The sequence below is a fragment of the Streptacidiphilus sp. PAMC 29251 genome (assembly GCF_054208735.2).
This window is the reverse complement of record NZ_CM135725.2, coordinates 9,883,800-9,909,345: the sequence shown is the minus strand read 5'-3', so window position 1 is coordinate 9,909,345 and position 25,546 is coordinate 9,883,800. Positions and strand designations below refer to the sequence as shown.

Here is a 25,546-nt window from a genome sequence, read left to right as displayed (position 1 = left end):
GCGGCCGGGCCGGAGCGGGCAGGGCCCGATGGTCGATCTTGTGCTGCGCGGTGAGCGGCAGTGCCTCCAGGACCACGACCACGGACGGCACCAGATGGGCCGGCAGGGTGGTGGCGAGGGCAGTGCGCAGCGCCGCGGGGTCCGGTGCCCGGTCCGGGTCGGCCGGGGTGACGTAGCCGACCAGGCGTTCCCGGTTCGGCTCGTCGGCCCGCACCAGGACGACGGCCTCGGCGACGTCGGCCTGTCGCCGCAGGGCCGCCTCGACCTCACCCGGTTCGATCCGGAAGCCGTGGAACTTCACCTGCCGGTCGAGCCGGCCGAGGAATTCCACCTCCCCGTCGGTGGTCCAGCGCGCCCGGTCACCGGTGCGGTAGAGCCGGGCCCCCGGGGGGCCGAACGGGTCGGCGACGAAGCGCCCGGCGGTCAGGCCGGGGCGGCCGAGGTAGCCGCGGGCCACTCCGTCGCCGCCGATGTACAACTCACCGTCGGCGCCGGGGGCCTGGGGCCTCATCGCGGCGTCGAGGACGTGGACCTGAGTGTGCGGCAGCGCGCTGCCGATCGTCGGCGTGCCGGTGCCGGCCGACAGCGGCCCGGTCCAGGTGGCGACGATGGTGGCCTCGGTGGGGCCGTAGGAGTTGATCATGCGTCGGCCCGGCGCCCAGCGGTCGACCAGGGCGGCCGGGCAGGCCTCGGCCCCGACGATCAGCGTGCGCGGGTGACGGGCGGTGTCCGCGGTCGGGGCGGGGAGCGTGGCCAGGGCGGCCGGCGGGATGAGGGTGTGGCTGATCCGGTGCTCGTCCAGCACGGCGGCGAGTTCGTCGCCCAGCCAGGGACCGTCCGGGGGACCACAAGCGTGGCGCCGGACAGGACCGAGATGAACAGCTCCAGGACGGAGGCGTCGAAGCTCGGCGAGGAGAACTGCAGCACCCGGTCCCCCGGACCCACCTGGTAGCGCTCCCTCGCGGCCGCGGTGAACCCGGCGATGCCGCGGTGGGTGACCGCCACCCCCTTCGGCGTCCCGGTGGAGCCGGAGGTGTAGATCACATACGCCGTGTGGTCGGCATCGACGGCCGGGCCCGGGCGGCCGGCATCCGCCGAGGTGTCCTCCACTGCGGTGTCCTCCAGCAAGTCGCGGACCCGGGCCAGGTCGTCGAGGACCACCGCGGGTGCCGCGTCCGCGAGCATCAGCGCCCGCCGCTCGGCCGGATAGGCCGGATCCACCGGCAGAAAGGCGGCACCCGCTCGCGCCACGGCCAGCTCCGCCGCGATCAGTTCCATCGAACGCGGCAGCACCAGCGCCACGGTGCGGTCCGGCCCGGCGCCGTCGCGCAGCAGACGGTGGGACAGGCGGTCGGCCCGAGCCGCCAGTTCCCGGTAGCTCCAGGTGCGCCGGCCGTCGGTCACCGCGGGGGCGTGCGGAGTACGCGCGGCCCAGTCCCCGAACAGTTCGCCGAGCGACGGGTACGGCTGCGCGGACGCCACGATCGAGGGCAGGTCGGGCATGGGTGAGGTCCTTCCGGGTGGGGAGGAGGCAGCGCGAGCGAGAGGGGCCGCGGAGAGCCGACGGGCTCAGCCGAGGCCGTTGGTGCGGCGGGCGGTGCGCCCGGATATCTGCACCCGATCGACCGCGCCGGTGGCGGGATCGCGGTGGAAGCGTCCGCCGGACTCACGGCGGCCGGTGTCCGGGTCGACCAGGTCGCACGACAGGTCGGCGTAACAGAGCAGGGGTATCGGCACGTCACCGTTCACTGACAGCGCCAGCGAGCCGTCCGGCTCCAGCGTGACGCGGTACTCGGTGCCGCCGTTGGCATAGCTGCCCGCGCACCCGGGCACGGCGACCGGGTCGCCGGGTTTCGTCGGCGAGGCCGCGGCGGGCACCCGCACCCCGGCGATCCCGGCCAGGTCCTCGGCGAGCTCGCGCCACAGCGCGGTGGCGGCGCCGGCGTTGCCCGTGAACGCGACCACCACACCGCTGTCGGGTTCGGCCCGCAGATGGCAGGACGTGCCCTGGGCGTTGCCGTCGTGACCGCACCACAGGCGGTCGTCCTGCCGGTAGAGGGCCAGACCCGGCCCCCAGCCGTCCGCCAGAGCGTTCGGCCCGGCGGCGGATTCCGGGCGGCGCATCTCCGCGGCGACCGCGGTCGGCAGCACCGGGGTCCTGCCGATCAGGGCGCTGCCGAGCGCGGCGAGGTCGGCAGCGCTCCCCTGGAGCGCTCCGGCCGGCGCCTCGATCGGCGCCAGGTTCTGCCGGACCGGGCGCACCAGGCCGGTCGCGGTATTGCGGGCGTGACCGGCGGCGACCGGACGGGCGTGGGCCCTCGCACCGAGGAACGCGGGCAGGGTGCCGAGGGGCCCGAGGAGCAGGGTCTCCACGGCCTCGTGCCACGGCATCCCGGTCACCGTCTCCACCAGCCGTCCGGCGGCCACATAGCCGGCGTTGGAGTACGAGAAGTCGGTCCCGGCCGGGAACAGCGCGTCCCTGGCGGTGCACACGGACGACAGGTAGCGGGCCGTCGTGGTCAGGGCGGCAGTGTCGGAGTCCGGCCCGGTGGGCAGGCCACCGGTGTGGCTCAGCACATGGCGGATCGTCACCTCCGGCAGGTCCCGCAGCTCCGGCAGGTGGTCGGCGGCGGGGGCGTCCGGATCGAGGTCCCCGTCGTCCGCGAGGAGCATCACCAGGGCGGCCGTGTAGGGCTTGGTGAGCGACCCCAGCGGCACCGCGGTGTCCGCGGTGAAGGAGGCGCCGGAAGCGGCGTCGGCGGCCCCGGTGTGCAGGGCGACGACCTCCGATCCGGTGTCCAGGACCAGCTGGGCGCCGGGCACCCGGTGGACCCGCGCGAGGGTGTCCAGCCGGTGTTGCAACTCGCGGCGCAACTCCCGGCGCGGTTCGCGGGGTAAGCGGAACGGCACGCGCTCGGCGAGCGAGGCGTCGGTGGTGGAGGGCATGAGAAAGGAACTCCCGTTGGGTGGGTCTCCGGCGTTGGGTGGGTCTCCGGTGCGGGTGTGGTGGGCCGGCTACGGCCTGACGACCTCGACCGGCAGCCGGCGAACGCCGATGATGACGGACGGGTTCTGGTAGGTGACCTCGTCGTAGGAGGGGACCGTCAGCGAGCGGAACCGTTGTTGCAGCATGCGTAGCGCGATCCGCGCTTCCATCCGGGCCAGCGGTGCGCCGAAACAGAAGTGGATGCCGTGGCCGAAGGTCAGGTGGGGGTTGGGGTCGCGTGCCACGTCGAAGACCTCGGGCGCGGCGAAGCGCGCGGGATCCCGGTTGGCGAGACCGAGATGGGCCATCACCATGGAATCGGCCGCCAGTTCGTGACCGCCGAGGACGGTGGGCCGGGTGACCCGGCGCCCCAGCTCGGGAAAGGGGGGCAGCCAGCGCAGCACCTCCTCGATGGCCTGCGGAAGCCGGTCGGGGTCCGCCCGCAGGGCGGCGTCCGTGCCGGGGTTGCGGTCGAAGGTCACCACGGCGTTGCCCAGCAGCGCGGTCGTGGTGACGTGCCCGGCGACCAGCAGCAGGGCGATGAAGCCCACCATCTGCTGGTCCGCCAGATGGACGCCGTCCACCTCCGCGGCGATCAGCATGCTGGTGAGGTCGTCCCCCGGATCTGCGCGGCGTTTGCGGATGTGCTCCAGCACATAGCCGTTCATCTCCCGGATGGTGGGCGCGATGGCCTCCAGCGCCCGTTCCAGCTCGGCCATGTCGGGTGCGTCGCCGAGCAGGTCACCGCCGAACAGGATGCCCGCCCACTCCTGGAAGAGCCGGTGCTCCTCGGCCGGCACGCCGAGCAGTTCGGCGATGACGATGATGGGGAGCGGATAGGCCAGCGCGTCGACCAGGTCGAACTGGTCGCGGTCCGCGACGGCGTCCAGCAGTCGCGCGCACAGGGCTTCGATGCGCGGTGCCAGCCCCTGCACGACCCGCGGGGTGAAGGCCTGGCTCACCAGGGTGCGGAGCCTGCGGTGTTCCGGCGGGTCCATGCCGACGAAACTGCCTTCACGGAAGGTCTCGAAGTCCTCCTGGGTGGGGGCGAGGGACGAGAGGTCCGAGGAGAAGGTGGCCGGATCGGCGAGCACGGTGGCGACCGTCTCGTAGTCCATGACCTGCCAGGCGTTCTGGCCCTCCTCGTAGCGCATCGGTCCCGCCTCGCGCAGCTGCCGCCAGCGGTCGGGTATGTCCTCCAACAGAACGGACGGGCGATCGAGTTGATTGCTGGTCACGTCTTCTCCCTGGTTGCTTCGCAGCCGTGGTGGAGTCAGCGGAAAAACGGAATTGTCCCGTCCATGACAATGCAGCCCTTTGCCTACAGACCCGATACAGCAACTCCCCGGTGATCCCCCTCCGCGCAACCGCTGCGCGAGGCCCTGCAACTGCGGGTGGCACAGGCGGCGTGGACCTGACGACCCGAACGCTCGGACACGAAGCAACTTTAGTCTTCATGTGCGAGTCGTGTCCTGACAACTCACTCATGCGTGTGCCCAAGCGATGCGACACAAACCAGAGTTGGCCGAGAAGAGCTCCCCACCGAGGGGTCCGTCCCGCCGCAGTGAGAGGCGAATCCGTCCGCTCCTCCGCAGCACCGGTCAGGCGATTGCTCCCGTCGCGCCGCAGTTGAACCGCATCGAACCGGGTGGCACCGCAATCCCGGCGGGACGCCATCGAGGTCCGTCCGGACATGTCCCGAATACTCGTCATATGCATATGCCAAAGCGCCAGTTGATGACCGAAAAATCCCGTTGCCAGGTGTGGGACTGTGTGTGCTGGTGAGCAACACCACTCTCGAAGGGGCTGCTGTGGAACGCAGGACTGTGACGCGTGAGCGTCTGGACGCCGTCGCGCGAGCGGCCCTCGGGGACGGGCACCGCCTCGTCGGCGTGTCCCGGCTCCGGGGCGGCAGCAAGAAGGGGGTGTACCGGCTCACCTTCGACGACGCCTCCAGCGCGATCGCCTACCTCTGGGACGACACCGAGAGCTACTGGCCTGCGGCGCAGACCGCGCAGACCGCTCAGACCGCTCAGGCCGGTCAGCCCGATCCGTCGGACGACCACGCCGACCCCTTCTCCCCCGCCGGCGGCCTCGACCTGTTCCTGGCCGCCCACGGCCGACTGGACGCCCTGGGGATCCGGGTCCCGCGGATCCATCTTACCGACCGGAGCCGGACCCACTACCCGGCGGACCTCGCGGTGGTCGAGGACGTGCCCGGCGAGAACCTGGACGACCTGCTCGACCGCGACCCGAGCGCCGCGCAGGCGCCCTGGCGCGGCTGGCCGAGGCGCTCGCGCTGATGCAGGCGCACCGGGGGCCGCGGTTCGGCAAGGTCGCGCTGATCGACGCGGGCGGAACCTCCCGGGGCCGCTCGTGCGAGCAACTGGTCCTGGACCGGGCGCTGGACGACCTCGCCGAGGCGGCCTCGCGCGACCCCCGGGTCGCCGCGGCCCGGGACGGCCTGGAGGAAACGCTCCGGGCCCGGGCCGCCGCCGTGCTCCCCCGCGCGGAGTACGGGCTGGTCCACGGTGAGCTCGGCCCGGACCATGTGCTGGTGGACCGGGAGGGACAGCCGGTGCTGATCGACATCGAGGACCTGATGTTCTTCGACGTCGAGTGGGAGCACGCCTTCCTGCGGTTCCGCTTCGGCGAGCACTACCCGGCCTTGGACGGCGGCGGCCTGGACCAGCGGCGACTGGCCCTCTACGCCCTGGCCCTGCACCTGTCCTGCGTCGCCGGGCCGCTGCGGCTCCTCGACGGCGACTTCCCCGACCGCGCCGGGATGGAGGAGATCATCGAGTACAACCTCCACCAGGCACTCGCCCAACTCCCGGCGGCCCACGGCTGACCACGGGCCTCCGGCCGGTGGTCGCTACTCCCGGCGGGCGCTACTCCGGGCGGGCCCGGAAGCGGAAGCCGACGCCGCGCTGGGTGGTCAGCAGCGCGGCCGCACACGGCTCCAGCTTGCGGCGGATCCGGTGGATGTGCAGGTCCACCGAACGGCTGCGGCTGCCGGACCAGTCGCCGATGCTGCTGCTCAGCTCCTCCCGGGTGACCACCCGCCCGTTGCTCCGCAGCAGTTCGCTCACCAGCCGGAACTCCAGCGGCGTCAGCGCGACCGCCCTGCCGTCCACCAGCAGCCGGCTGCCGCCCGGGTCCAGGGCGATCCTGGCGGGCGCGGCGGCGACATAGGAGCCGGTCAGGGTGGGCCCGGGGAGGACCGGCAGACCGGCCTCGGCCCAGGCCTCGAAGCCGCCGATCAGGTCGGTGGCCCGGTAGAGCCCGAGATCGTGCAGCGAAGCCGCGGCCAGGCTGGACATATAGCCCTGCGGGCAGACCACCACCACCCGCAGCGCATGGTCCACCGCCTCCTCCACCCGCCACTCGCTGGACGGGTCGAGCCGCCACTCCAGCACATTGCGCTCCATGACCAGCGAGCCGGGTATCTCACCGTGCACCCGTCGCAGCAGTTCGGAGCGGATGTCCACCAGCAGCGCCCCCTCGGCCAGTTCGGCGGCGGCCTGCTGCGGCGTCAACCGGCTCAGCCGGGAACGGGCGTCCCGCAGCAGCTGGTCCACCGAGGTGGCGGGACGGCGCAGCACGGGGGGCTGCTCCTGGTCGGGGTACGTCTGCATGGGTGACTGCTCCTGGGCCTGGTGCGGAGGCTTCGCCTGACTCGTCGTCGGTCGCCGCAGGGGCAACAGCGCTCGGCGTCGGCACGCACGGGGCTCGCGGTGGAGGTCACGGGGCCACCCTACGGGACCGGTCCCGTCCCACACCGGGCCTGCGTCTCGATTCCGATACACGCCGACCGTTGTGGACGTCCTCCGCCCGGTGCTATCAATGACCTTGTGACCAGGACCGAGACACTGACCCGGAGGCTCCACGTGGACCTCCAGCGCGTCGGTGCGTCCGTGTGTCCGCTCTGCCGCCGGTAGAACCGGCCCTTCCGTCAGGCCCCTCCTTTCCCCACAGCCGCAGTGCGCCCGAAGGCAACTGACGGTCTGTCGCCTTGCCCTGCCGGCATGCCTGAACACCTCCCTGGAGACCCCCATGCCTGAATCCCCCCTTTCCGCCTCCCCGGCTGCCGACCCCGCGTCGCAACGCTGGCAGGACCTGCTCCCCGGCACCTCCCGGCGCGGTTTCCTCGCCCTCGGCGCCGGCGGCGCGGTCGCCGCGCTGCTCGCCGCCTGCGGCAGCCAGAGCTCCGGTGGCGCCGCCGCACCCGCCACCGGCGGCAGCGGCGCCGCACTGAGACACGGCGGCACGCTGCGGGTCGGCTCGCCGCCGCCGCCCACCGCCGTCGACCCGGTGACCGCCTACGACGGCACCGCGGTCGCGCTGATCCAGCTGGTGGCCGAGTACCTGGTCTGGCTGGACGAGGACTTCAAGCTGGTCCCGAAGCTCGCCACCGCCTGGACCTCCGACCCGGCCGCCAAGGTGTGGACCTTCACCCTGCGCAAGGGCGTCACCTTCTCCGACGGGACGGCGCTGGACTCCGCCGCCGTCAAGGCCACCTTCGACCGGCTGCTCGACCCCGCCAACAAGTCCTCGGCGCTGTCCGCCTTCGACACCGTGCTGGCCCAGGGCGGCGTCACCGCCCCGGACGCCGCGACCGTGGTCTTCACCCTCAAGCGTCCGTTCTCGGACTTCCCCTACCTGGTCTCGGCCGGGAACTACAACGCGGTGGTCCTGAAGCAGGACTACGCCGGGGACTTCACCAAGAAGGCCGTCGGCACCGGACCGTTCCTGCTGAAGTCCTACGACGCGTCCACCGGGGCGGTGCTCACCCGCAACCCCGCCTACTGGGACGCCCCCAAGCCCTACCTGGACGGGGTCGACGTCACCTTCTTCGCCGACGACCAGGCCGACCTGGTCGCCCTGCAGAGCGGCAGCATCGACACCCAGTTCCTGAGCCGGGCGGACCTGACCCAGCCGCTGGCCTCGGCCGGCGGCGACATCACCGTGGACCAGGTGAAGAGCACCGGGGTCACGGTGCTCACGCTGCGGGTCGACAAGGCGCCGTTCGACCGCAAGGAGGTCCGCCAGGCCGTCGCCTACGCGCTGGACCGTCCCGCGATCAAGGAGGGCGTGGGCGCCGGCGTCGGCGACCTCGGCAACGACCACCTGTTCGCCCCGCTGTTCCCGCCGCGCCCAAGGACATCGAGCAGCGCGCCAAGGACCAGGCGAAGGTGACCCAGCTGCTGCAGAGCGCCGGTGTCGGCAACCTGCGCTTCACGCTCAGTTTCGACCCGCCGAACAAGAACTACGCGGTCACCGTCCAGTCCCAGCTCAAGCAGGTCGGCATCACCGTCGACCTGGACCAGCGCTCCTCCAGCGACTTCTACGGCGGCGACCAGGCCAAGGACACCCCCTGGCTGTTCACCACCGCCAACCTGGTCGCCTGGGCCGGACGTCCGGTGCCGAGCCAGTTCATCACCCCGATGGTGAAGAGCGGCGCGGTGTGGAACGGCTCCAAGTACGCCAACAAGGCCCTGGACGCCGCCGCCGACGCCTATGACGCGGCGACCACCGACGCGGCGCGCGACGCCCAGGCCGAGATCATCGCCAAGGCGCTGTACGAGGACGCGCCGATCGTCGTCACCTACTGGTCCGGCGCGGTGCGCGCCTTCAACAAGAAGAAGTTCACCGGGATCAAGGCGCACCCGAGCCAGTTCGTGGACTTCAGCACGGTCTCCCGGGCCTGAGGGGGCGGCGGCGATGAGGACCTTTCTGCTGCGCCGGCTGGGCGCCGTCCCGCTGACTCTGTTCATCCTGTCGTTCCTGGTCTTCGCCGCCACCCAGGTCCTGCCCGGCGACGTCGGCCGAACCATCCTCGGCCGCGAGGCCAGCGACGCCTCGGTGCAGCAGATCAACCGTCAACTCGGCCTGGACAAGCCACTGCTGACCCAGTACGGGCACTGGCTCGGCCAGTTCCTCTCCGGGAACTGGGGCACCTCCTACACCCTGCACACCCCGGTCAGGGAGCTGCTGCTGACCCGGCTCGGCAACTCGCTGGTGCTGGCGCTCTTCGCCTTCGCCCTGCTGGTCCCGGTCGCGCTGACACTGGGCGTGCTGGCCGGGCTGCACCACGACCGGCCGCTGGACCGGGTGATCAGCACCGCTGGCCTGGCCCTGGGCGCGACGCCGGAGTTCGTCACCGGGGTGGTGCTGCTGGTGGTGTTCTCGGTCAACCTGCACTGGCTGCCGGCCTCGGCGCAGACCGATCCGGGCAACGGCGGCCTCGGCCAGACGCTGTATCACCTGCTGCTGCCCGCGGTCTCGTTGGTGCTGGTCTGCCTCGGCTATGTCTCCCGGCACGTCCGGGCCGGCACCATCGCGGTGCTGGCCGGACCGCATGTCCGGGCGGCCCGGCTGCGCGGGCTGCCGGAGCGGCGGATCGTGCTGCGGCATGTGCTGCGCAACGCCACCGTCCCGGCCACCAGCGCGCTGGGGGTGCAGTTGCAGTACCTGCTCGGCGGGATCGTGGTGGTGGAGCTGCTGTTCAACTACCCCGGCGTCGGCGCCCTGCTGCTGCAGTCCGCGGTCGACAAGGACCTGCCGACGCTGCAGGCCACCGCGATGGTGCTGGGCCTGCTCTCGATGCTGGTGGTGCTGCTGGCCGACCTGGTCTACCGGCTGCTCGACCCCCGGGTCCGGCTGGGGGCCGCCGCATGAGCGCCCTCACCGCGCCCCCGGCCGAGCCTCTGGCGCTGGTAGAGCGGCCGCGACGGCGGCGTCCACCGCTGCTCCTGCTGCTGGGCGCGGCCGTCCTGGTGGGCTGGACGCTGGTGGCGCTGCTCTGGCCGCACCTGGTGCCCTACGCCCCCGACGCCCAACTGCCGCAGGACCGCTTCCTCGCCCCCAGCACCGCGCACTGGCTGGGCACCGACCAGTTCGGCCGGGACGTGCTGTCCCGGGTGCTGGCCGGCTCCCGCCCGGTGATCGAGGTCGCGCCCGCCGCCACCGCCCTCGCGGTGCTGGTCGGCACCGCGATCGGCCTGGTCACCGGCGCCTACGGGGGCTGGCTGGACGAGGTGGTGATGCGCCTGGTGGACGCCGTGGTGGTGTTCCCCGCGATCATCGCCGCGGTGCTGTTCGTCGCCCTGCTCGGGCACTCGGTGCTGGTACTGCTGCTGGTGATCGGTGCGGCGTTCGTGCCGCTGGTGTCCCGCAGTGTGCGGGCGGCGACGCTGGTGGAGCGGGAGAAGCCCTATGTGGAGGCGGCCCGGCTGCGCGGCGAGCCGGGTCTCTCGCTGCTGCTGCGCGAGATCCTGCCCAACATCCGCGCCACCGTGCTGGTGGAGGCCACTTCCCGGCTCGGCGACGCGGTCTTCGCGGCGGCGACGCTGTCCTTCCTCGGCCTCGGGCAGCCGCCGGGCTCCCCGGAGTGGGGCTCGTCCATCTCCGACAACCGGGTCTGGCTGCAGAACGCGCCCTGGACCGTGCTGGCGCCCGCGCTCGCCATCGGCACGCTGGTGGTGGGCGTGGCCCTGGTCGCGGACACGCTCAGGAACAGAAGGGACCGCACATGGTGACGCCGTCGGGACAGAGCACCGAGGGCCTGGTGGTGGACGGGCTGAGCGTCAGCTACGACTCGGCGGCCGGTCCGGCCCAGGTGCTGCACGAGGTCTCCTTCACCGTCGCGCCCGGTGAGATCTTCGGCCTGGTCGGCGAGTCCGGCTGCGGCAAGTCGACGCTGGCCTACGCCCTGGCCCGGCACCTGGCCCCCGGCGGCCGGATCGACCGGGGCAGCGTCCGCCTCGACGGCACCGACCTGCTCACCCTCGCCCCCGGCGAACTGCGCCGCTGGCGCGCCGCCGACCTCGCCTTCGTGCACCAGGACGCGGCCGGGGCGCTCGACCCGACCATGCGGATCGGCGCCCAGCTCGACGAGGTGCTGCGACAGCGCGGGCTGACCCGGGCCGAGGCCTCCGCCCGCACCCTGGAACTGCTGCGCCAGGTCCGGCTGCCCGACCCGCAGTCCGTGGTCCGGCGCTACCCGCACCAGCTCTCCGGCGGTCAGCAGCAGCGCGTGGTGATCGCCGCCGCGCTGGCCGTCGAGCCCCGGCTGCTGGTCCTGGACGAGCCGACCACCGGACTGGACGCCTCGGTCGAGCACGAGGTGCTGGGCCTGCTCGCCGAGCTGCGGAAGGAACTGCGCGCCTCGGTCGTCTTCGTCAGCCACGACCTGGGCCTGGTCGGCCGGATGTGCGACCGGGTCGGGGTGCTGTACGCGGGACGGCTGGTCGAGGTGGGCCCGGCCGGCCCGGTGCTGGACGCGCCGGCCCACCCGTACACCTCGGGGCTGCTCGGAGCCGTGCCGCAGCTCGGCACCACCCGGCGGACCCGCCCGCTGCGGCCGATCCCCGGACGGCTGCCGCTGCCCGGCTCCGCCGAGCCGGGGTGCGCCTTCGCCCCGCGCTGCTCCTGGGCCGAGGACGCCTGCCGCGCCGCCGAACCGCCGCTCGACAGCGACGCCCTGCCCGGACGCGCGGTGCGCTGCCTGCACCCGCTGCGGACAGCCCCGGAACCGCCGGCGCTCGCCGAGTCCGTCCCGGTGCCCGACGCCGGGGACGGTCCCGCAGTACTGCTGGAGGCCCGTGGCCTGGTCCGCGGCTTCGGTCGCACCACGGCTGTGGACCACGTCGATCTGACCATCCATCAGGGGGAGGTGCTGGGCCTGGTCGGCGAGTCCGGCAGCGGCAAGACCACCCTCGCCCGGGCCGTGGCAGGACTCGGCCCGGACGGAGCCGGCACGCTGCGGCTGCGCGGCCGCGCGCTGCCGTCCCGGCTGTCCCGGCGCAGCCCGCAGGACCGCCGCCGGGTGCAGATGGTGTTCCAGAACCCGGACACCACCCTCAACCCCAGCCACACCGTCAGAACCGTGCTCAGCAGGGCGCTCAGCACCCTGGCCGGACCGGAGGGCCCCGCCCCGCTGGACCGGCTCACCGAGCGCACCAGGATCGACAGCGACCTGCTGGACCGCAGACCAGGGCGGCTGTCCGGCGGCCAGCGGCAGCGGGTCGCGATCGCCCGCAGCTTCGCGGGCGAGCCCGAACTCGTGGTCTGCGACGAGCCGGTGTCCTCGCTGGACGCCAGCGTGCAGGCGGGAGTGCTGGAACTGCTGGCGGAGCAGCGCGACCGCACCGGCACCTCCTACCTGTTCATCTCGCACGACCTCGCGGTGGTGGGCTACCTCGCCGACCGGATCGCGGTGATGTACCGGGGGGCGATCGTCGAGGAGGGTCCCGCCGCGGAGGTGCTGCACGGGCCCTCCCACCCCTACACGGCGGTGCTGATGGCGGCAGCCTCACGGACCGTCGGCCACTCCGCCGCCGCCCTGCCCGAGCCGCTGCCCGCGGCTTCCGGCGCGGCGGGGCGGTCGGTCGGGTGCCGCTTCGCCGACCGGTGCGCGCTGCGGATCGACGGGCTGTGCGCCGAGGTGCTGCCGCCGGAGCGCACGGTGGGCCAGGGCACCTGGTCCGCTGCCACCTGGAGATCGAGGCGCTGCCGGTGTGGCGCGCCGAGGCCGCTGCCGTCGACGCGCCCTGACCCCGTTTCCTTCCGAACCGACCTTGGGAGCATCCGTGACCCAGCCGACCACCGTCCCTGCCGCCGTCCCCGTCGCCGACGAGTTCGCCGACCTGCTCGCCTCGCGCCGCGGATCCCGGCGCGCCGCTGCCGACCGTGCAGCGCCGCTGGGTCACCGTCGCCACCGGCGGCCATGTCAGCGGGGTCTTCTGGGACACCGCCGCCCCGGACCTGCTGCTGCTGCACGACCTCGGCGCGGACGCCAGGTCCTGGGACGAGCTGCTGCTCGCCCTGGACCGCCCGGCCGTCGCGGTGGACCTGCCGGGCCACGGCCGTTCCAGCCGGCGCTCCCGCCCGGACCACCGCCCCCGGCGGCTCGCGGCGGGGCTCGGCCAGGCGGTGCACTCCTTCGCCCCGCCCGGCGTCCCGGTGGTCGGCCGCGGCCTCGGCGCGCTCGCGGCGGTCGCGGTGACCGCCAAGGCCCCCGGCGTGCTCGGCCGGCTGGTCCTGCTGGACACCCTCCCCGGTTCGCTCACGCCCACCTGGCCGGACGACAGCTGGACCGAGGCGGACGACGACACCCTCTGGCAGCAATTGGCCGCCGCGCCCGACCCGGTCCTGGTCCGCACCGAGGGCGGCACCGCGCTGGACGCGGCCCTGACCGACCGCTTCCGCGCCGAGGTCCCGAACGGCGAGACCGTCAGCGCCGGTTCGGACCCGGCCGCCCTCGCCGCCGTGCTGCGCGAACTCCTGCCCTGATTCTTTCTTCCTACCTGAGGAGATCCACCATGTCCGTGAACATCCCCGTGATCGACCTGCAGGCCGCCCTGAGCGAGGACGCGCCCGAGGAACTGCTCGCCACCGTCCGTGCGGCGCTCGAACAGGTGGGCATCATCCAGTACGTGAACCACGGCGTCCCGCAGCAGGTGATCGACGAGTTCCACCTCGGCGTCGGCCGGGTGCTGGCGCTGCCGCACCAGGAGAAGGCGAAGCTGGCCAGCCCCACCGGCCACCCCTACCGCGGCTGGCGGCAGTGGCCCGACGACTTCGGCCGACTGGAGCTGGAGCGCATCAACATCGGCCAGTACGACACCGCCGAGGACGCCGTCGCGGCCGGGCTGACCCCGGCGCAGGCGGACCTGTACACGCACGTCAACGTATGGCCGCCGCAGGAGCCCGGTCTGCGCGAGGCCGCGTTCCGCTACCGCGACGCGCTGGTGGTCGTCGGCCGCCGGGTGCTGGCCCTCTACGCCCGGGTGCTCGGCGTCCCGGCGGACACCTTCCCGGTCGGCGACGACGGCTACTCCACCTTCGTCGTCAACGACTACCCCACCTGGACCCACACCGGCACCGACGCCGACGCGGAGAAGCTGCTGCTGCTGGAGCACGCAGACGGCTCGGCGGTCACCGTGCTGCACCAGGAGGGCGACTACGCGGGCCTGCAGGGCCAGCGCCCGGACGGGACCTGGCAGTCCGTGCCGATCCTGCCGGGGGCGCTCCAGGTCTTCAGCGGGACCCTGCTCACCAACTGGACCGAGGGACGGGCCCGTCCCGGCCGGCACCGGGTGGTCTCCGGCGGCTCGGTCACCCGCCGCTCCTCCGCCGTCTTCGTCTATCCGAGCCTGGACACCGTGGTCGAGCCGCTGCCGCCGTTCGCCGACCCGGAGGACTCGGACTACGAGCCGGTCTCGGTCTGGGAGCTGGCCTCGCGGCACGTGGAGGAGTACCTCCAGGTCTTCGGCCGTCCGGACCAGCAGGCGGCCTGGCGCGAGAGCCGCCCGTACGTGGCCGAGCTCGCCCAGTGACATCCCTTCCCGTTCTCTCCACCGACCTGAGGAGCACTCCGTGAGCACCGCGGAAGCAACCACCCCCGTCGTCCGCCGCCACCCGGTGCCGGAGGACGCCATCACCTGGGAGCCCAGCGCCCGCCGGGTCCGCGGCACCAAGGGCGACACCACCGTCGTCGACAGCGGCCGGCCCGTCCTGGTCTGGGAGCCCGGCCAGGCCGTGCCGCTGTATGCGTTCCCCCGCGCGGACGTCCGCGCGGGCCTGCTCCGCCCGGCGGCCGAGCCTGACACCGGCCGGCACTCGGGCTCGGAGGTCTTCTACGACCTGGTCCTGGACGACGGCACCACCGTGGCCAACGCCGCCTGGACCTTCCCGGGCGAGGACCTCGCCGACTACATCGCCTTCGAGTGGTTCCAGCGGGTCGGCCGCGGCCTGGACCACTGGTTCGAGGAAGAGGAGGAGATCTTCGTCCACCCGCGCGACCCCTACAAGCGCGTGGACGCCCTGCAGAGTTCCCGCCACATCCAGGTCGAGATCAACGGCGTGCTGGTCGCCGACACCCGTCAGCCCGTGCTGCTCTTCGAGACCCGGCTGCCGACCCGCTACTACATCCCCCGCGAGGACGTCCGGCTCGACCTCTTCACCCCCACCGAGCTGCGGACCGCCTGCCCCTACAAGGGCACCGCCGAGTACTGGTCCCTGACCACCGCCGACGGCGCGGACGGCGGCACTCCGCCGAACATCGCCTGGAGCTACCCGGACCCCATCCCCGCGGCGCAGACCGTCCGCGGCCACATCGCCTTCTACAACGAGGCCGTGGACATCACCGTGGACGGCGAGCGCCAGGAACGGCCGGTCACCGGCTTCACCAAGAACCTGACGTCCGGACACTGACGGCGCGACAGATCACGGCAGACCGGCCTGCGGTCTGCCGTGATCACGTCGCCTCGTCAGGTCAGGTCAGGCAGCCGGCGTGGGCCAGCGCCTGCTTGAGCAGGACGCCCTGGCCGCCCGGCATCTCCTGCTGGACCGCCGGGGACGAGGCCTCCTGCGGGCTGAACCACACCAGGTCGAGGGCGTCCTGCCGGGGCCGGCAGTCCCCGCTCACCGGGACGATGTAGGCCAGGGAAACCGCGTGCTGGCGGGGGTCGTGGAACGGGGTGATCCCCTGCGTCGGGAAGTACTCGGCGACGGTGAAGGGCTGCAGCGAGGCCGGGACCCGGGGCAGGGCCATCGAGCCGAGGTCCTTCTCCAGATGCCGCAGCAGGGCGTCGCGCACCCGCTCATGGTGCAGCACCCGGCCGGAGACGAGGGCCCGGCTGACCGTCCCGTCCGACCCGATCCGCAGCAGAAGCCCGATGTGCGTCACTTCCCCGCTGTCGTCGACCCGGACCGGCACGGCTTCGACGTAGAGGATCGGCATCCGGCGGCGCGCCAGCTCAAGTTCGTCGGAGGCGAGCCATCCCGGCGTGGTTTCCGCTATGTCTGACATTTGCTGATCGTACGTGCATACCCGGTGGGGCTCAAGGTGCCATCGCCGCTGGTGGGGTACCTGAGGACGGCCGACGACCACGGCCGGGGGCGGCGGTCAGTCCGTGAGTGCCTGCGCAATCCGGTCGAAGTCCTCGAGGAGCGCGCTCAGCCGGTCGGCGGGGATGGCTTCGATCATGCGGGCCTCTACCGCGTAGACGGCCTTCTGCGCCGCGTTCAGACGGCGCAGCCCCTCGTCGGTGAGAGTCGTGGGCCGGGCGCGGCCGGTCACGGCGGTGGCGGGACGGGCGAGCAGTCCCTCGCCCTGGAGGCCGCGCAGGACGACGTTCATGGACTGGCGGGTGACGAAGGTGGCGCGGGCGAGGTCGGCGTTCGACAGGCCGGGGCGTGCGGCGAGGACCTCCAGACAGGCGTACTGCGGCACGGTCAGACCGTGCCCGCGCAGGGCCTGGTCCATGGCACCGCGCAGGGCGGCATGGGCGCGTTTGAGGCGGTAGCCCACATGGTCGAGTACGTCCCCGGCAGGGTGGGGCGGTTCGACCTTCGGGCGAAAGCTGTCCTTCATGTCAGTATTTTGACACCTCAGGGGCGGGGGTCCAACGTCGGTATGTCAAAGTCCTGACATTGATTCGAGGAGAACACCCATGTCCGTCAGCATCGATGGCCCCGATTTCATCGCCCTCCAGGTCCGTGACCTGGAGGCGGCCGCCGAGTTCTGCGAGAAGAACCTCGGCCTGCGCCGCACCCCCGCCTCGCCCCCACCGACCTGAACGCCGGGCGTCCAGGCCTCGGCGTCGCGCTGTGGTTCTCCACCTCCGACACCCAGGCCTTCCACGACCAGCTCAGCGGCAACAGCGGAGCCTGATCCCGACGGCGGCAGGAGCGGTCAACGGGGTATCGCGCGCCCGGCTTGACGGTTTTAGTTATACACCACACAATTATTGTTATGACTATCATTGATTCTGGCAGGCGGGTGCTGCTGATCGGCGCGTCCCGTGGTCTGGGCCTGGCCCTGGCCCAGGAATGGGCCCAGGACGGCCGCCACGTCACGGCCACCGTCCGCGGCACGGCCCGGACCCCGCTGCACGACCTCGCCGACGCCCACCCCGGACGGATCGAGATCGAGACCGTCGACATCACCGAGCCCGCGGAGATCACAGCGCTGCACACCCGCCTGGCGAACCGTAGGTTCGATCTGCTCTTCGTCAACGCCGGCGTCACCAGCCAGCCGGAAACCACCGTGGCGGAGACCTCGACCGAGGAGTTCACCCGGGTCATGGTCACCAACGCACTGAGCCCGCTGCGGGTCATCGAGACGCTGCAGGACCTCGTCGAGCCCGCCGGCACCATCGCCGTGATGTCCTCGGGCCAGGGCAGCGTCGCCAACAACGAGCGCGGCGGCCACGAGGTGTACCGCGGCAGCAAGGCCGCGCTCAACACCTTCCTGCGCAGCTACGCGGCACGGCATGTCGGCGAGCCCCGGACCCTGGTCCTGATGTCTCCCGGCTGGGTACGCACCGAGCTCGGTGGCTCGGACGCCATGCTCGGCATCGACGAGAGCATCCCGAACGTCGTGAGGACGCTCGACGCCCTCCGGGACAGCCCCGGTCTGCACTACGTCGACTACCTGGGCCGGACGGTGCCGTGGTGAGCGCGACCGCGGCCGCCTCAGCGGGATCGGCCGATCCGGTCCGGCAGGCCTGGGCCCTGATGCACCGCTTCGTCGAAGCCCACAACCGCCGGGGCGAGCTCGCCGAGGCCCTCGGATTCCGGCTCGGCGGCGGCCGAGGCAAAGTCCTCTTCCAACTCCGCGAAGGACCGCTGACCCTGAGTCAACTCGCGGCGGCCAACCAGGTCGACGCCCCCTACGCGACCCTGATCGTCGACAAGCTGGAGGCCCACGGCCTGGTCGAACGCCGACCGCACCCCGACGACCGGCGCCGCAAGCTGGTCACGCTCACGGCCGCCGGGCACCGCGCCATCGCGACCGCCGACGCGGTCCTGCTGCGCCCACCCCCGGCCATCGCCACCCTCCCACCCGACGACCTCGGACGCCTCACCGACCTCCTCACCCGGCTCCTCGACGCGGACGCATCCACAACGGACAAGTAGCTTGTCCATCAGCCGAATCGAGCCCGTGGCACCCGCCCAGGAACCCGGCCGCCACTCGCGGACCGTCACTGGGAGCCCGCGTGGTACTCCGCCAGGCGCTGCTGCATCGCGGGGTAGGGGGTGGCGGTGGGGACGGGAAGGCCCTCGCGGACGGCGGTGGCGATGTGCACGGCAGCGTCGATCGCGGCCCGGTAGGGCAGCGAGCCGGTGCTGACCCGGCGCACGCCGAGCCGCGCGAGCTCGCTCAGCGAGAGGTCGGGAACGACCAGCACGTTCAGCGGCACCGGGATCGCGGCGGCCAGTGCGGCCAGGTCGTCCGGGGTGCGGGCCCCTGGCACGAAGATCCCGTCGGCGCCGGCCCGCACGTACTGCTCGGCGCGGGCCAGGGTCGAGGGCAGGTCGGCGTCCTGGCCGAGCCAGTAGGTGTCGATCCTGGCGTTGACGAAGAGTCCGGGGCTGCGCCGTTTGACCGCGGTGATCTTCGCGGCGTGGACCGCGGGGTCGATCAGCTGCTCGTCCGTGCTGTCCTCGATGTTGACCCCGTCGGCGCCAAGCGTGGCGGTGTAGGCGGCGACCTGTTCCGGGTCGTCGGCGTATCCGTCCTCGATGTCGGCGCTGATGTGGACCGGCAGGTCGGACAGGGCGCGGACGAGTGCGGCGGTCGCGTCCCGGCTCGCTCGCCCGCCGTCCGGGTGTCCGGCACTCGCGGCCACGCCGAAGCTGGTGGTGCCCACCGCGGGGAAGCCGGCCTCGGCGAAGGCCAGGGCGGAGGGCACGTCCCAGGCATTGGGCAGCAGAAAGGGGGTCTCGCCGGGGCGGTGCAGGTCGGCGAAGGTCATGGCAGGTCCTTACTTCTCCCAGAGGGCGTGCAGGGTCGGGGGCTTGCGGAAGACCAGTCCGCGCACGGAGCTGGGGCGCTCAGGATCGAGGCGTAGCTCAGGCAGCCGGTCGAGCAGGGTGCGCAGCGCTATCCGGGTCTCCAGCCGGGCCAGGTGCGCGCCGAGGCAGTAGTGCGGGCCGTGCGCGAAGGCCAACTGCAGCCGGGAGTTGGCCCGGTGGACGTCGAAGGCGTCGGGGTCGGTGAAGACCGCGGGGTCGCGATTGGCTCCGGCCAGGGAGACCGTGACCAGGTCCCCTTTCCGGATCTCGGCCGGGCCCAGCCGGGCGTCACGGGTGGCGTAGCGGTCGACGACGGCCGCGCCCGGCTCCAGCCGCAGCGACTCCTCGACGGCGTTGTCCAGCAGGGTGTCGTCGGCGCGCACCAGGGCGAGTTGGGCCGGGTCGTCCAGCAGGTGCAGCAGCGCGTTGGCGATCATCGCCTCGGTGGTCTCGATGCCGCCGAACAGCAGCACCGCCACATTGGAGGCCAGCTCCGGCAGCCCCAGCTGTCCGCCCGCACTGCTCAGGAGGGAGTGCCCGCCCGCCTCCGCCTGCACCGTGGCCGCGACCGCCGCCCGCAGCTCGGCGTAGGCCATGGCTCCGGCGGGCCCGGCCGGGCGCCCCTCGGTGATCTGATTGACCGCGTGGACGATGCCGTCGTACCAGCCGAGAACGGTCGCGGTGTCGTCTCCGGCGAGCCCGAGGATGTCGGTCATCACCACGGTGGCCAGCGGCCCGGCGAAGGCGCGGCGCAGTTCGGCCGTTCCCTGCGGGCGCAGGCCGTCCGCCAGCAGCGTCGCCTGCTGCTGGATCCGCTCGGCGAAGCCCGCGTGCAGCTCGCGCAGCCGGAACGGCGCGGTGAAGGGATCGCGGTGGGCGGCGTGCTCGGGACCGTCCAGCGAGAGCATGCTCGGGCCCACCACCTGCGCCGTGGAGAAGCGCGGATCGTCCACCGTGTAGGTCTGGGCGTCGCGCATCACCGCGATCGCCAGATCGCGCCGGGTCACCAGCCAGCCGCCGAGGGCCGGCAGCCAGGACACCGGTTCCCCGGCCCGCAGCTCGGCCAGCAGCGGATGCGGGTCCTCGGTGAGCTGTGCCAGCGTCGCCGCCGCCCCGAGCGGAAAGCCCTCAGTGATCATCGATCGAGGCTACCCGCAGGGACAGCCGCCTGGCGACCCAGTGGCTGCGGCACCTGCGACTAGGACCTGCGCCGGTGCTGCGGCGGTGGCGTGTCACGACCGGCCGCAGTGCTGCAGGCACCGCAGCGGACGACCGTGGCCCCGTACCCGCTGTCGCTGTGGATCTCCGCGATCACGGTGCCGGACCAGGTCCATCGATGGCAGCGATGGCAGGAGCCCGGCGCGGTACCCAGAGACTGCTCGCCCTCGTCCATCGATCCCCCTCGGCAGCTTTCCCGATACGTTAGCCAGCTGCCGTCGGTATACGCACGCCTGTTGGCAGCAAGGGCATATGCCGTTCCGGCCCGCAGCTCAGCTGGTGTACCCGCCGTCCACGGCGATGGCGGTGCCGGTGACATAGCGGCCGCCGGGGCCCGCCAGGTGGGCGACCGTAGCCGGACGACGGATTCGTCGTCCGGCCACGACGGAGACGTCAGGAGGCGTACGCCTCGAACTCGGAGAGCTGGCCGGCGGGCCAGCCGGTGTTGCCGGTGAAGGTCAGCCGCAGGTAGCGGGTGCTGGTGCCGGCCGGGAGGGTGATCGTGACCGTGTTGCCGGTGGCGGGGTTGAAGACCCGGCCCGCGGAGGCGGACAGGGTGGTGTAGCTGGAGTTGTTGGTGCTGCCGAGCACCGAGAGGGTCTCGGTGCGGGTGGCCCAGGCGGTGGCCGGCGGCAGCTTGAGGACCACCCGGGAGACCGTGCGGGTCGTGCCGAGATCGACGGTCAGGCTCTGCGGGAAGGCGTTGTCGGCGCTCTCCCAGTAGGAGTTGGCGTCACCGTCGACGGTGTTGGCAGCGGTGTAGTTCTGCGTGTGGCCAGTGTCGGTCACCGCCGCGTGCAGGGCCAGGTCGGTACCGGTCGGCGGCGTCGTGGTGGGCGGCGTCGTGGTCGGCGGGGTGGTGGTGGGCGGGGTACCGGTCCCGGGGGCCGGGCCGGTCGGCGGCAGCGAGGTCGGCGCCGGGATGGCGGTCAGCACCGGGGAGGTGCTCCAGCCCACGTTCCCACTGCCCTGGTTGACGGCGAAGGTGCCCGCGGTGTTGTTGGGGTAGCCGTAGTCGTAGGTGCCGGCGACCTTGACGTTGGCCGCGGTCAGCCCGCTGACCTGGGCGGAGCCGGTGGTCTCGGCCTGGAACACCGTGGTACCGGTCCAGTTGACGGTGTTGTTGCTGAAGTTGAGCCCGGTGACGGCGTAGCCGGAGCCGCCGCCAGAGACCATCTCGAACGCCTCGTACGGGCTGTAGTCGATGGTATTGCCGCTGATGTTGACGGTCGCGTTGGAGAAGGCCGAGTTGTAGGAGTCGAAGCGGATCGCGCCCATCGCGTGGCCCCAGTTGGGGTTCAGCGCGCCGGTCCGGACCAGGGTGTTGTTGGAGACCGTGGTGGTACCCGACAGCGGGGTGAACGGGGACAGGAACGCCTGGTTGGAGATCGCGATGCCGCTGCCCAGGGCATTGGTGTCGGCGATGGTGTTGCCGGTGACGGTGTTGTTGGAGCCGCCGTAGACGGCGATGCCGTTGGCCAGCGAGGGCTGGACGATGGTGTTGTTGCTGAGGGTGATGCCGGTGTCGGGAGCCGGCATGGACCACAGCGCCAGGCCGTCGTCACCGGTGTTCCGCAGGAAGTTGTTCTTCACCGTGCTGTTGCTGGCATTGCCGTTGAAGTTCAGGCCGTCCGCGTCCGTGGAGAGCACCACGCTGTTCTGCACGGTGATCCCGCTGTTGCCGTACTGGAGCCAGAAGCCGACGTTGGTGTCCTGGATCCACAGCCCGTCGACGTCGGAGCCGTTGCCGAGTGATCCGTTGATGGCGTTGGCACTGCTGTCGTCGTGGCGGCCGACCGTGGAGCCGAGGATCGCGAAGCCGCTGAGGTTGACCGGGCCGGGGACCGCCGAGCCGTTGTTGATGAACTCATTGGCCGCCAGCTGCGAGTACCAGCTGCCGGCGCCGACGATGGTGGCCTTGTTGACCTGCAGCGCGGAGGTGATCCGGAAGGTGCCCTGGGGTATCCACACCGGCACGCCCGCTGACGCCGCCGCGGCGATCGCGGTACGGAAGGCATTGGTGGAGTCGCCGCTGCCGCTGGCGTCCGCGCCGTCGCCGACCACCGAGATGGAGCCGGCCGGCTGCGCCGCGGGGCCGGCGACGTCGAAGAAGTCAGCGACGTCGACGGTGTAGGGAAGGGCGGTGTCGCCCGCGTCCACCTGGAACCTGACGGTCGCTCCGACGGCCACCGCGGAGGGCAGCCGCAGCCGGACGTCGTCGTAGAGCTTATGGGTCTTGCTGCCGGCGATACCGCCGGTACTGATGTAGCTGTACGCGGAGGTCAGCGACAGCTCGGTGCTGAGCTTGGTCCCGTTGACATAGACCGACAGCTTGCCCGAGGCGCCCTGCGGGACGGCGTAGTGCAGGTCCAGCGCGTTGGCCGGGGCGGTCAGCTTGAACTGCACGTACTGGCCCTGCCCGGTCAGCTGCACCGCCTGTCGGCCGGACGCCTCGGTGGCCAGGTCGCCCTGGGTGTAGTCGGGCCCGATCAGTCTGCCGTTGGTGCTCGCCTGCGCGCCTTCGGCCTCGTACTCGGTCATGCCGGGTATCGCGGCACCCGAGGCACTGGCCTTCACCACCGCGGCCTGGCTCACCCCGGTGGGAGCCAGCGCCGCCGCGGCCTGGTGCGACGGCGCGGACACGACCAGGCCGAGGACGGCGGCGGCCGCGGCCGCACCACCGACCAGGACCTGCGCGCGCCGGGTCCTCGGAATGTACGCGTGTGTGGAGCGGTGATGCGCCAACAGTCGCACCCTTCACATAGGAGAACGTGGAGGATGACGCTCCACTTCTTTCTTCAAGCCCCGATTGAACTCATGCATCATGATCACGTCAAGCCCAGAGGCCCGATTGCTGCAAATCGAGGGTGTCACCCCCGACAGGATGGAGGCAGATCCTGCAATTCTCCGACAACTCCCGCTTGCGCAAGCCCTCACCGCGGCCGCCGCAGCTATGGGAGGGTGGGGCGCATGCCCCGTCTGCGGTTCTTCTTCGAGTACGGCGTCGACACGCCGCTGTGGCCGGATGACATCGAAAGCCCTTACGGAAGCCCCGTCGACCTCGACCGCCTGCCGGTGACTCCGGCGACCCGGGACGAGCTGGCCAGACTGTCCGCGTGGTACCAGTCCTCCCTCAACGAGGACTACCCGCCGGACCCGACCCCCTGGCCGCGGCAGCAGCAGGAGCTGTTCAACCAGCAGGCGATCACCGCGCTGCAGACCCTCCGTCAGGAACTGGACCACACCTGGACCGTCGAGGACTGCTTCCACCGGTTCTGACGGACCAGGACCGGGACCGGGACCGGGATCAGGGTTCCAGGCCGGCCCGGAAGCCGACGACGAGGGCCTTGAGCCCGTGTTCGAAGATGGTCTCCGGGTCGCGCAGCGCCTCCATCGCGTCCTTGAGGTTGGGAAACGCGTCCAGGTCCACGCTGCCCGGGGTCTCGGTATCCCCCCGCCGCTCCTGCGCGCCCTGCTCCTCCAGCGCCGAGCCGGTCACGAAGTTGCTGATGGCCAGGATCATCCGCAGCCCGTCCCCGGCCGAGAACCCGGCCTCGCGCAGCACGCCGACCATGACCTCGATCGCCGGGATCAGATCCGGGGTGGGCCGGGTCAGCGCCGCCAGCCGGGCGCCGTCGCGGTGCGCGAGCATGCCCCGGCGCAGCAGCCGGCCGCGTTCGACCAGCCAGTCGTCCCAGCTCTGCCCGGGCTCGGGCACCCGCAGCCGGGGTCCGGCCATGGCGATCAGCATGTGGTCGAGGAGTTCCTGCTTGTTCTTGAAGTGCCAGTAGAGCGCCGGCGCCTGGACGTTCAGCTCCTTGGCCAGCCGGCGCATGCTCAGGCCGTCCAGGCCGACCTCGTCCAGCAGGCGCACCGCCGTGCGGACGACCTCGTCGCGTTCCAGTTTCACCGTCGGACCCCTCTTCCGCCGCACTCCGTCCAGGTCCGGCGCTTGACAGCTTAACAGTGTTCAGTGCACGCTGTGGGCAGCGGAACTTAACAGCGTTAAGGAGTGATGAGGATGTCTGTCGTCGTGATCGCCGGCGCCGGTCCGGTCGGACTGATGCTGGCCTGCGAACTGAAGCTGAACGGCATCGAGGCGGCGGTGCTGGAGCCGCTGGCGGAGATCGACCAGCGGATCAAGGCCGGAGCGGTGCAGGGCCGGGGTGTGGAACTGCTGGAGCGGCGCGGGCTGGTCGAGCCGATCCAGGCGCTGCTGCCGGAGCACACCAAGCAGCTCCAGAGCACGATGGCCGGCCGCGGGATGCGCGGGCACTTCGCCGGGATCTGGGCGCTGCGGGCCAGCGCCTACGAGGTGTCGCCGATGCTGCCGGTGATGCAGCAGACGCTGGAGCAGGTGCTCGGCGAGCGGGCGGCCGAGCTGGGCGTCGAGGTCCGGCGCGGCTGGCGGGTCCGCTCCTACCAGCAGGACCCGGACGGGGTGACCGTCGAGGCCGAGGGCCCGGAGGGGGTGGTCCCGCTGCGCGCGGACTGGCTGGTCGGCGCCGACGGCGGACGCTCGGTGGTGCGCAAACTGGGCGGCTTCGCGTTCCCCGGGACGGACGGGGTGATCACCGGCTACCAGGCGGTGGCCGAGCTGGACGACCCGGACTTCCTGCCGCGCGGCTGGAACCGCTGCCCCGGGGGCATGGTGGTGAACGGGCCGTTCCCCGGCCGGCTGCTGGTCGTCGGGTTCGACGGACCGCCCACCGACCGGGAGGCGCCGGCCACCCGCGAGGAGTTCGAAGCAGCGCTGCGGCGCACCAGCGGGACCGAGGTCGGCGTACGGTCCGTCGGTTCGCTGACCCGCTTCACCGACAACGCCCGGCTCGCCGACAGCTACCGGGCCGGCCGGGTGCTGCTCGCGGGCGACGCCGCGCATGTGCACTCGCCCTTCGGCGGCCAGGGCCTCAACCTCGGCCTCGGCGACGCGGCCAACCTGGGCTGGAAGCTCGCATTGGTCGCCTGCGGCAAGGCGCCCGAAGCCCTGCTCGACAGCTACACCGCGGAGCGCCGGCCGGTCGCCGCACGGGTCCTGGACAACACCCGCGCCCAGGTCGCGCTGATGCGGCCGGGACCGCACGTCGACGCCCTGCGCGAGCTGTTCACCCGCCTGCTCGACCAGGACGACGCCAACCGCTGGCTGACCGACCTGATGGGCGGCAACGACATCCGCTACCCGGGGGAATCCGACCGCGACGAGGTGGGAAGGGTCTGCCCCGCCGGGCTGACCGTGAAGACGGCGGAAGGCCCCGTCCTGCTGACCCCCCGTCACCGCTCCGGCCGGGCCCAGCTGGTCCTCGCCGACGCCGATGCGATGCCGACCGGCTGGGCCGACCGGGTCGACCTCACCGTGGGGAGCTGCGACGGACCCGAGGGCCTGCTGGTCCGCCCGGACGGATACGTCGCCTGGACCTCCGACTCCGACGAACCCCTGTCCACCGCGCTCACCCGCTGGCTCGGCCCTGCTCGGTAGCGGATACGGTCGCACTCGGCCGTTCACCAACGATTCCCGGGCGAATTCAGTAGTCTCGA

The 25,546-nt window shown here is 72.2% G+C and carries 22 protein-coding genes and 4 pseudogenes; 14 read left to right on the top strand and 12 right to left on the bottom strand.

From position 1 onward, the window contains the following. Positions 1-97: 97 nt before the first annotated feature. From ACXKR8_RS47450 to ACXKR8_RS47435, 4 genes and pseudogenes are all read right to left on the bottom strand, one after another. Positions 98-805, bottom strand: a pseudogene (locus ACXKR8_RS47450) (AMP-binding protein); the annotation flags it as partial. After that, positions 703-1,503, bottom strand: coding sequence for an AMP-binding protein (locus tag ACXKR8_RS47445; RefSeq protein WP_462100167.1), 801 nt, complete (start codon positions 1,501-1,503; stop codon positions 703-705). The gene ACXKR8_RS47445 and the pseudogene ACXKR8_RS47450, both read right to left, overlap by 103 nt. 66 nt (positions 1,504-1,569) lie before the next feature. Beyond that, positions 1,570-2,946 carry a serine hydrolase domain-containing protein gene (locus ACXKR8_RS47440; RefSeq protein WP_458270747.1) on the bottom strand — a complete coding sequence of 459 codons (1,377 nt, stop codon included), beginning with the start codon at positions 2,944-2,946 and terminating at the stop codon, positions 1,570-1,572. Between the two features lie 69 nt (positions 2,947-3,015). After that, positions 3,016-4,224, bottom strand: a complete 1,209-nt coding sequence (locus ACXKR8_RS47435) for a cytochrome P450 (RefSeq protein WP_458270746.1) — start codon at positions 4,222-4,224, stop codon at positions 3,016-3,018. Between the two features lie 588 nt (positions 4,225-4,812). Between ACXKR8_RS47435 and ACXKR8_RS47430 the strand changes: the two are divergent. Further along, positions 4,813-5,837: pseudogene (locus ACXKR8_RS47430) on the top strand (phosphotransferase). 40 nt (positions 5,838-5,877) lie between these two features. Here ACXKR8_RS47430 and ACXKR8_RS47425 read toward each other — a convergent pair. Both ACXKR8_RS47425 and ACXKR8_RS47420 read right to left on the bottom strand, forming a co-directional pair. Further along, positions 5,878-6,105 (bottom strand): annotated as a pseudogene (locus ACXKR8_RS47425) (winged helix-turn-helix domain-containing protein); the annotation flags it as partial. Positions 6,106-6,207: 102 nt separating this feature from the next. Then, positions 6,208-6,624: pseudogene (locus tag ACXKR8_RS47420) on the bottom strand (rhodanese-like domain-containing protein); the annotation flags it as partial. Positions 6,625-7,042: 418 nt separating this feature from the next. Between ACXKR8_RS47420 and ACXKR8_RS47415 the strand changes: the two are divergent. From ACXKR8_RS47415 to ACXKR8_RS47380, 8 genes are read left to right on the top strand one after another with little or no spacing between them, the layout of a single operon-like run. Continuing rightward, positions 7,043-8,185 (top strand): ABC transporter substrate-binding protein, encoded by a 1,143-nt coding sequence (locus ACXKR8_RS47415; RefSeq protein ID WP_462100166.1) that lies wholly within the window; start codon positions 7,043-7,045, stop codon positions 8,183-8,185. Beyond that, positions 8,182-8,697: a hypothetical protein gene (locus ACXKR8_RS47410; RefSeq protein ID WP_462100165.1), complete on the top strand. Its 516-nt coding sequence runs from the start codon at positions 8,182-8,184 to the stop codon at positions 8,695-8,697. Before ACXKR8_RS47415 ends, ACXKR8_RS47410 begins: the two co-directional genes overlap by 4 nt. A gap of 13 nt (positions 8,698-8,710) precedes the next feature. Further along, the gene (locus tag ACXKR8_RS47405) at positions 8,711-9,667 is read left to right on the top strand and encodes an ABC transporter permease (RefSeq protein WP_458270743.1); all 957 of its coding nucleotides are present in this window, start codon (positions 8,711-8,713) and stop codon (positions 9,665-9,667) included. Beyond that, positions 9,664-10,527, top strand: coding sequence for an ABC transporter permease (locus tag ACXKR8_RS47400; RefSeq protein ID WP_458270742.1), 864 nt, complete (start codon positions 9,664-9,666; stop codon positions 10,525-10,527). The genes ACXKR8_RS47405 and ACXKR8_RS47400 overlap by 4 nt, the downstream gene beginning before the upstream one ends. Continuing rightward, positions 10,521-12,995, top strand: coding sequence for a dipeptide ABC transporter ATP-binding protein (locus ACXKR8_RS47395; protein WP_462100164.1), 2,475 nt, complete (start codon positions 10,521-10,523; stop codon positions 12,993-12,995). The genes ACXKR8_RS47400 and ACXKR8_RS47395 overlap by 7 nt, the downstream gene beginning before the upstream one ends. Then, positions 12,923-13,282 carry a hypothetical protein gene (locus ACXKR8_RS47390; RefSeq protein ID WP_462100163.1) on the top strand — a complete coding sequence of 120 codons (360 nt, stop codon included), beginning with the start codon at positions 12,923-12,925 and terminating at the stop codon, positions 13,280-13,282. The genes ACXKR8_RS47395 and ACXKR8_RS47390 overlap by 73 nt, the downstream gene beginning before the upstream one ends. 29 nt (positions 13,283-13,311) lie before the next feature. Continuing rightward, entirely contained in the window at positions 13,312-14,328 is a 1,017-nt protein-coding gene (locus ACXKR8_RS47385) for a 2-oxoglutarate and iron-dependent oxygenase domain-containing protein (protein ID WP_458270739.1), read from the top strand. 40 nt (positions 14,329-14,368) lie between these two features. Beyond that, positions 14,369-15,205: a DUF427 domain-containing protein gene (locus ACXKR8_RS47380; RefSeq protein ID WP_458270738.1), complete on the top strand. Its 837-nt coding sequence runs from the start codon at positions 14,369-14,371 to the stop codon at positions 15,203-15,205. 61 nt (positions 15,206-15,266) lie between these two features. Here the strand turns inward: ACXKR8_RS47380 and ACXKR8_RS47375 are convergent, their stop codons facing one another. Then, positions 15,267-15,803 carry an NUDIX hydrolase family protein gene (locus ACXKR8_RS47375; protein ID WP_458270737.1) on the bottom strand — a complete coding sequence of 179 codons (537 nt, stop codon included), beginning with the start codon at positions 15,801-15,803 and terminating at the stop codon, positions 15,267-15,269. Positions 15,804-15,899: 96 nt separating this feature from the next. Continuing rightward, positions 15,900-16,367: a MarR family winged helix-turn-helix transcriptional regulator gene (locus tag ACXKR8_RS47370; RefSeq protein ID WP_458270736.1), complete on the bottom strand. Its 468-nt coding sequence runs from the start codon at positions 16,365-16,367 to the stop codon at positions 15,900-15,902. A 79-nt stretch (positions 16,368-16,446) separates the two neighbouring features. On the opposite strand from ACXKR8_RS47370, the gene ACXKR8_RS47365 reads away from it, so the two are divergent. The 3 genes from ACXKR8_RS47365 to ACXKR8_RS47355 all read left to right on the top strand — a co-directional run bounded on the left by ACXKR8_RS47365 (position 16,447) and on the right by ACXKR8_RS47355 (position 17,914). Further along, the gene (locus ACXKR8_RS47365) at positions 16,447-16,572 is read left to right on the top strand and encodes a VOC family protein (RefSeq protein ID WP_458270735.1); all 126 of its coding nucleotides are present in this window, start codon (positions 16,447-16,449) and stop codon (positions 16,570-16,572) included. 176 nt (positions 16,573-16,748) lie between these two features. Continuing rightward, positions 16,749-17,453 (top strand): SDR family oxidoreductase, encoded by a 705-nt coding sequence (locus ACXKR8_RS47360; protein ID WP_458270734.1) that lies wholly within the window; start codon positions 16,749-16,751, stop codon positions 17,451-17,453. Beyond that, positions 17,450-17,914 (top strand): MarR family transcriptional regulator, encoded by a 465-nt coding sequence (locus tag ACXKR8_RS47355; RefSeq protein WP_458270733.1) that lies wholly within the window; start codon positions 17,450-17,452, stop codon positions 17,912-17,914. The genes ACXKR8_RS47360 and ACXKR8_RS47355 overlap by 4 nt, the downstream gene beginning before the upstream one ends. Before the next feature lie 65 nt (positions 17,915-17,979). On the opposite strand, the gene ACXKR8_RS47350 is transcribed toward ACXKR8_RS47355, so the two are convergent. From ACXKR8_RS47350 to ACXKR8_RS47340, 3 genes are all read right to left on the bottom strand, one after another. Next, positions 17,980-18,753, bottom strand: a complete 774-nt coding sequence (locus ACXKR8_RS47350) for an isocitrate lyase/PEP mutase family protein (RefSeq protein WP_458270732.1) — start codon at positions 18,751-18,753, stop codon at positions 17,980-17,982. A gap of 9 nt (positions 18,754-18,762) precedes the next feature. Then, complete coding sequence (locus ACXKR8_RS47345; protein ID WP_458270731.1) at positions 18,763-19,932, bottom strand: cytochrome P450; 1,170 nt, start codon at positions 19,930-19,932, stop codon at positions 18,763-18,765. A 472-nt stretch (positions 19,933-20,404) separates the two neighbouring features. Beyond that, positions 20,405-22,756 (bottom strand): discoidin domain-containing protein, encoded by a 2,352-nt coding sequence (locus ACXKR8_RS47340; protein WP_458270730.1) that lies wholly within the window; start codon positions 22,754-22,756, stop codon positions 20,405-20,407. A 225-nt stretch (positions 22,757-22,981) separates the two neighbouring features. On the opposite strand from ACXKR8_RS47340, the gene ACXKR8_RS47335 reads away from it, so the two are divergent. Beyond that, on the top strand, positions 22,982-23,290 hold the full coding sequence (locus tag ACXKR8_RS47335) for a hypothetical protein (protein WP_458270729.1): 309 nt from the start codon (positions 22,982-22,984) through the stop codon (positions 23,288-23,290). 28 nt (positions 23,291-23,318) lie between these two features. Here ACXKR8_RS47335 and ACXKR8_RS47330 read toward each other — a convergent pair whose 3' ends face one another. Further along, entirely contained in the window at positions 23,319-23,921 is a 603-nt protein-coding gene (locus tag ACXKR8_RS47330) for a TetR/AcrR family transcriptional regulator C-terminal domain-containing protein (protein WP_458270728.1), read from the bottom strand. A 111-nt stretch (positions 23,922-24,032) separates the two neighbouring features. Here ACXKR8_RS47330 and ACXKR8_RS47325 point away from each other — a divergent pair, with 111 nt between their 5' ends. Beyond that, entirely contained in the window at positions 24,033-25,487 is a 1,455-nt protein-coding gene (locus ACXKR8_RS47325; protein ID WP_458270727.1) for an FAD-dependent monooxygenase, read from the top strand. Positions 25,488-25,546 lie beyond the last annotated feature (59 nt).

Bases quoted from the DNA above. Each gene is read 5' to 3' on its own strand.
- ACXKR8_RS47445 (WP_462100167.1), bottom strand. From the start codon at position 1,503: ATGCCCGACCTGCCCTCGATCGTGGCGTCCGCGCAGCCGTACCCGTCG.
- ACXKR8_RS47440 (WP_458270747.1), bottom strand. From the start codon at position 2,946: ATGCCCTCCACCACCGACGCCTCGCTCGCCGAGCGCGTGCCGTTCCGC.
- ACXKR8_RS47415 (WP_462100166.1), top strand. From the start codon at position 7,043: ATGCCTGAATCCCCCCTTTCCGCCTCCCCGGCTGCCGACCCCGCGTCG.
- ACXKR8_RS47405 (WP_458270743.1), top strand. From the start codon at position 8,711: ATGAGGACCTTTCTGCTGCGCCGGCTGGGCGCCGTCCCGCTGACTCTG.
- ACXKR8_RS47400 (WP_458270742.1), top strand. From the start codon at position 9,664: ATGAGCGCCCTCACCGCGCCCCCGGCCGAGCCTCTGGCGCTGGTAGAG.
- ACXKR8_RS47395 (WP_462100164.1), top strand. From the start codon at position 10,521: ATGGTGACGCCGTCGGGACAGAGCACCGAGGGCCTGGTGGTGGACGGG.
- ACXKR8_RS47385 (WP_458270739.1), top strand. From the start codon at position 13,312: ATGTCCGTGAACATCCCCGTGATCGACCTGCAGGCCGCCCTGAGCGAG.
- ACXKR8_RS47375 (WP_458270737.1), bottom strand. From the start codon at position 15,803: ATGTCAGACATAGCGGAAACCACGCCGGGATGGCTCGCCTCCGACGAA.
- ACXKR8_RS47370 (WP_458270736.1), bottom strand. From the start codon at position 16,367: ATGAAGGACAGCTTTCGCCCGAAGGTCGAACCGCCCCACCCTGCCGGG.
- ACXKR8_RS47365 (WP_458270735.1), top strand. From the start codon at position 16,447: ATGTCCGTCAGCATCGATGGCCCCGATTTCATCGCCCTCCAGGTCCGT.
- ACXKR8_RS47360 (WP_458270734.1), top strand. From the start codon at position 16,749: ATGACTATCATTGATTCTGGCAGGCGGGTGCTGCTGATCGGCGCGTCC.
- ACXKR8_RS47350 (WP_458270732.1), bottom strand. From the start codon at position 18,753: ATGACCTTCGCCGACCTGCACCGCCCCGGCGAGACCCCCTTTCTGCTG.
- ACXKR8_RS47345 (WP_458270731.1), bottom strand. From the start codon at position 19,932: ATGATCACTGAGGGCTTTCCGCTCGGGGCGGCGGCGACGCTGGCACAG.
- ACXKR8_RS47335 (WP_458270729.1), top strand. From the start codon at position 22,982: ATGCCCCGTCTGCGGTTCTTCTTCGAGTACGGCGTCGACACGCCGCTG.
- ACXKR8_RS47325 (WP_458270727.1), top strand. From the start codon at position 24,033: ATGTCTGTCGTCGTGATCGCCGGCGCCGGTCCGGTCGGACTGATGCTG.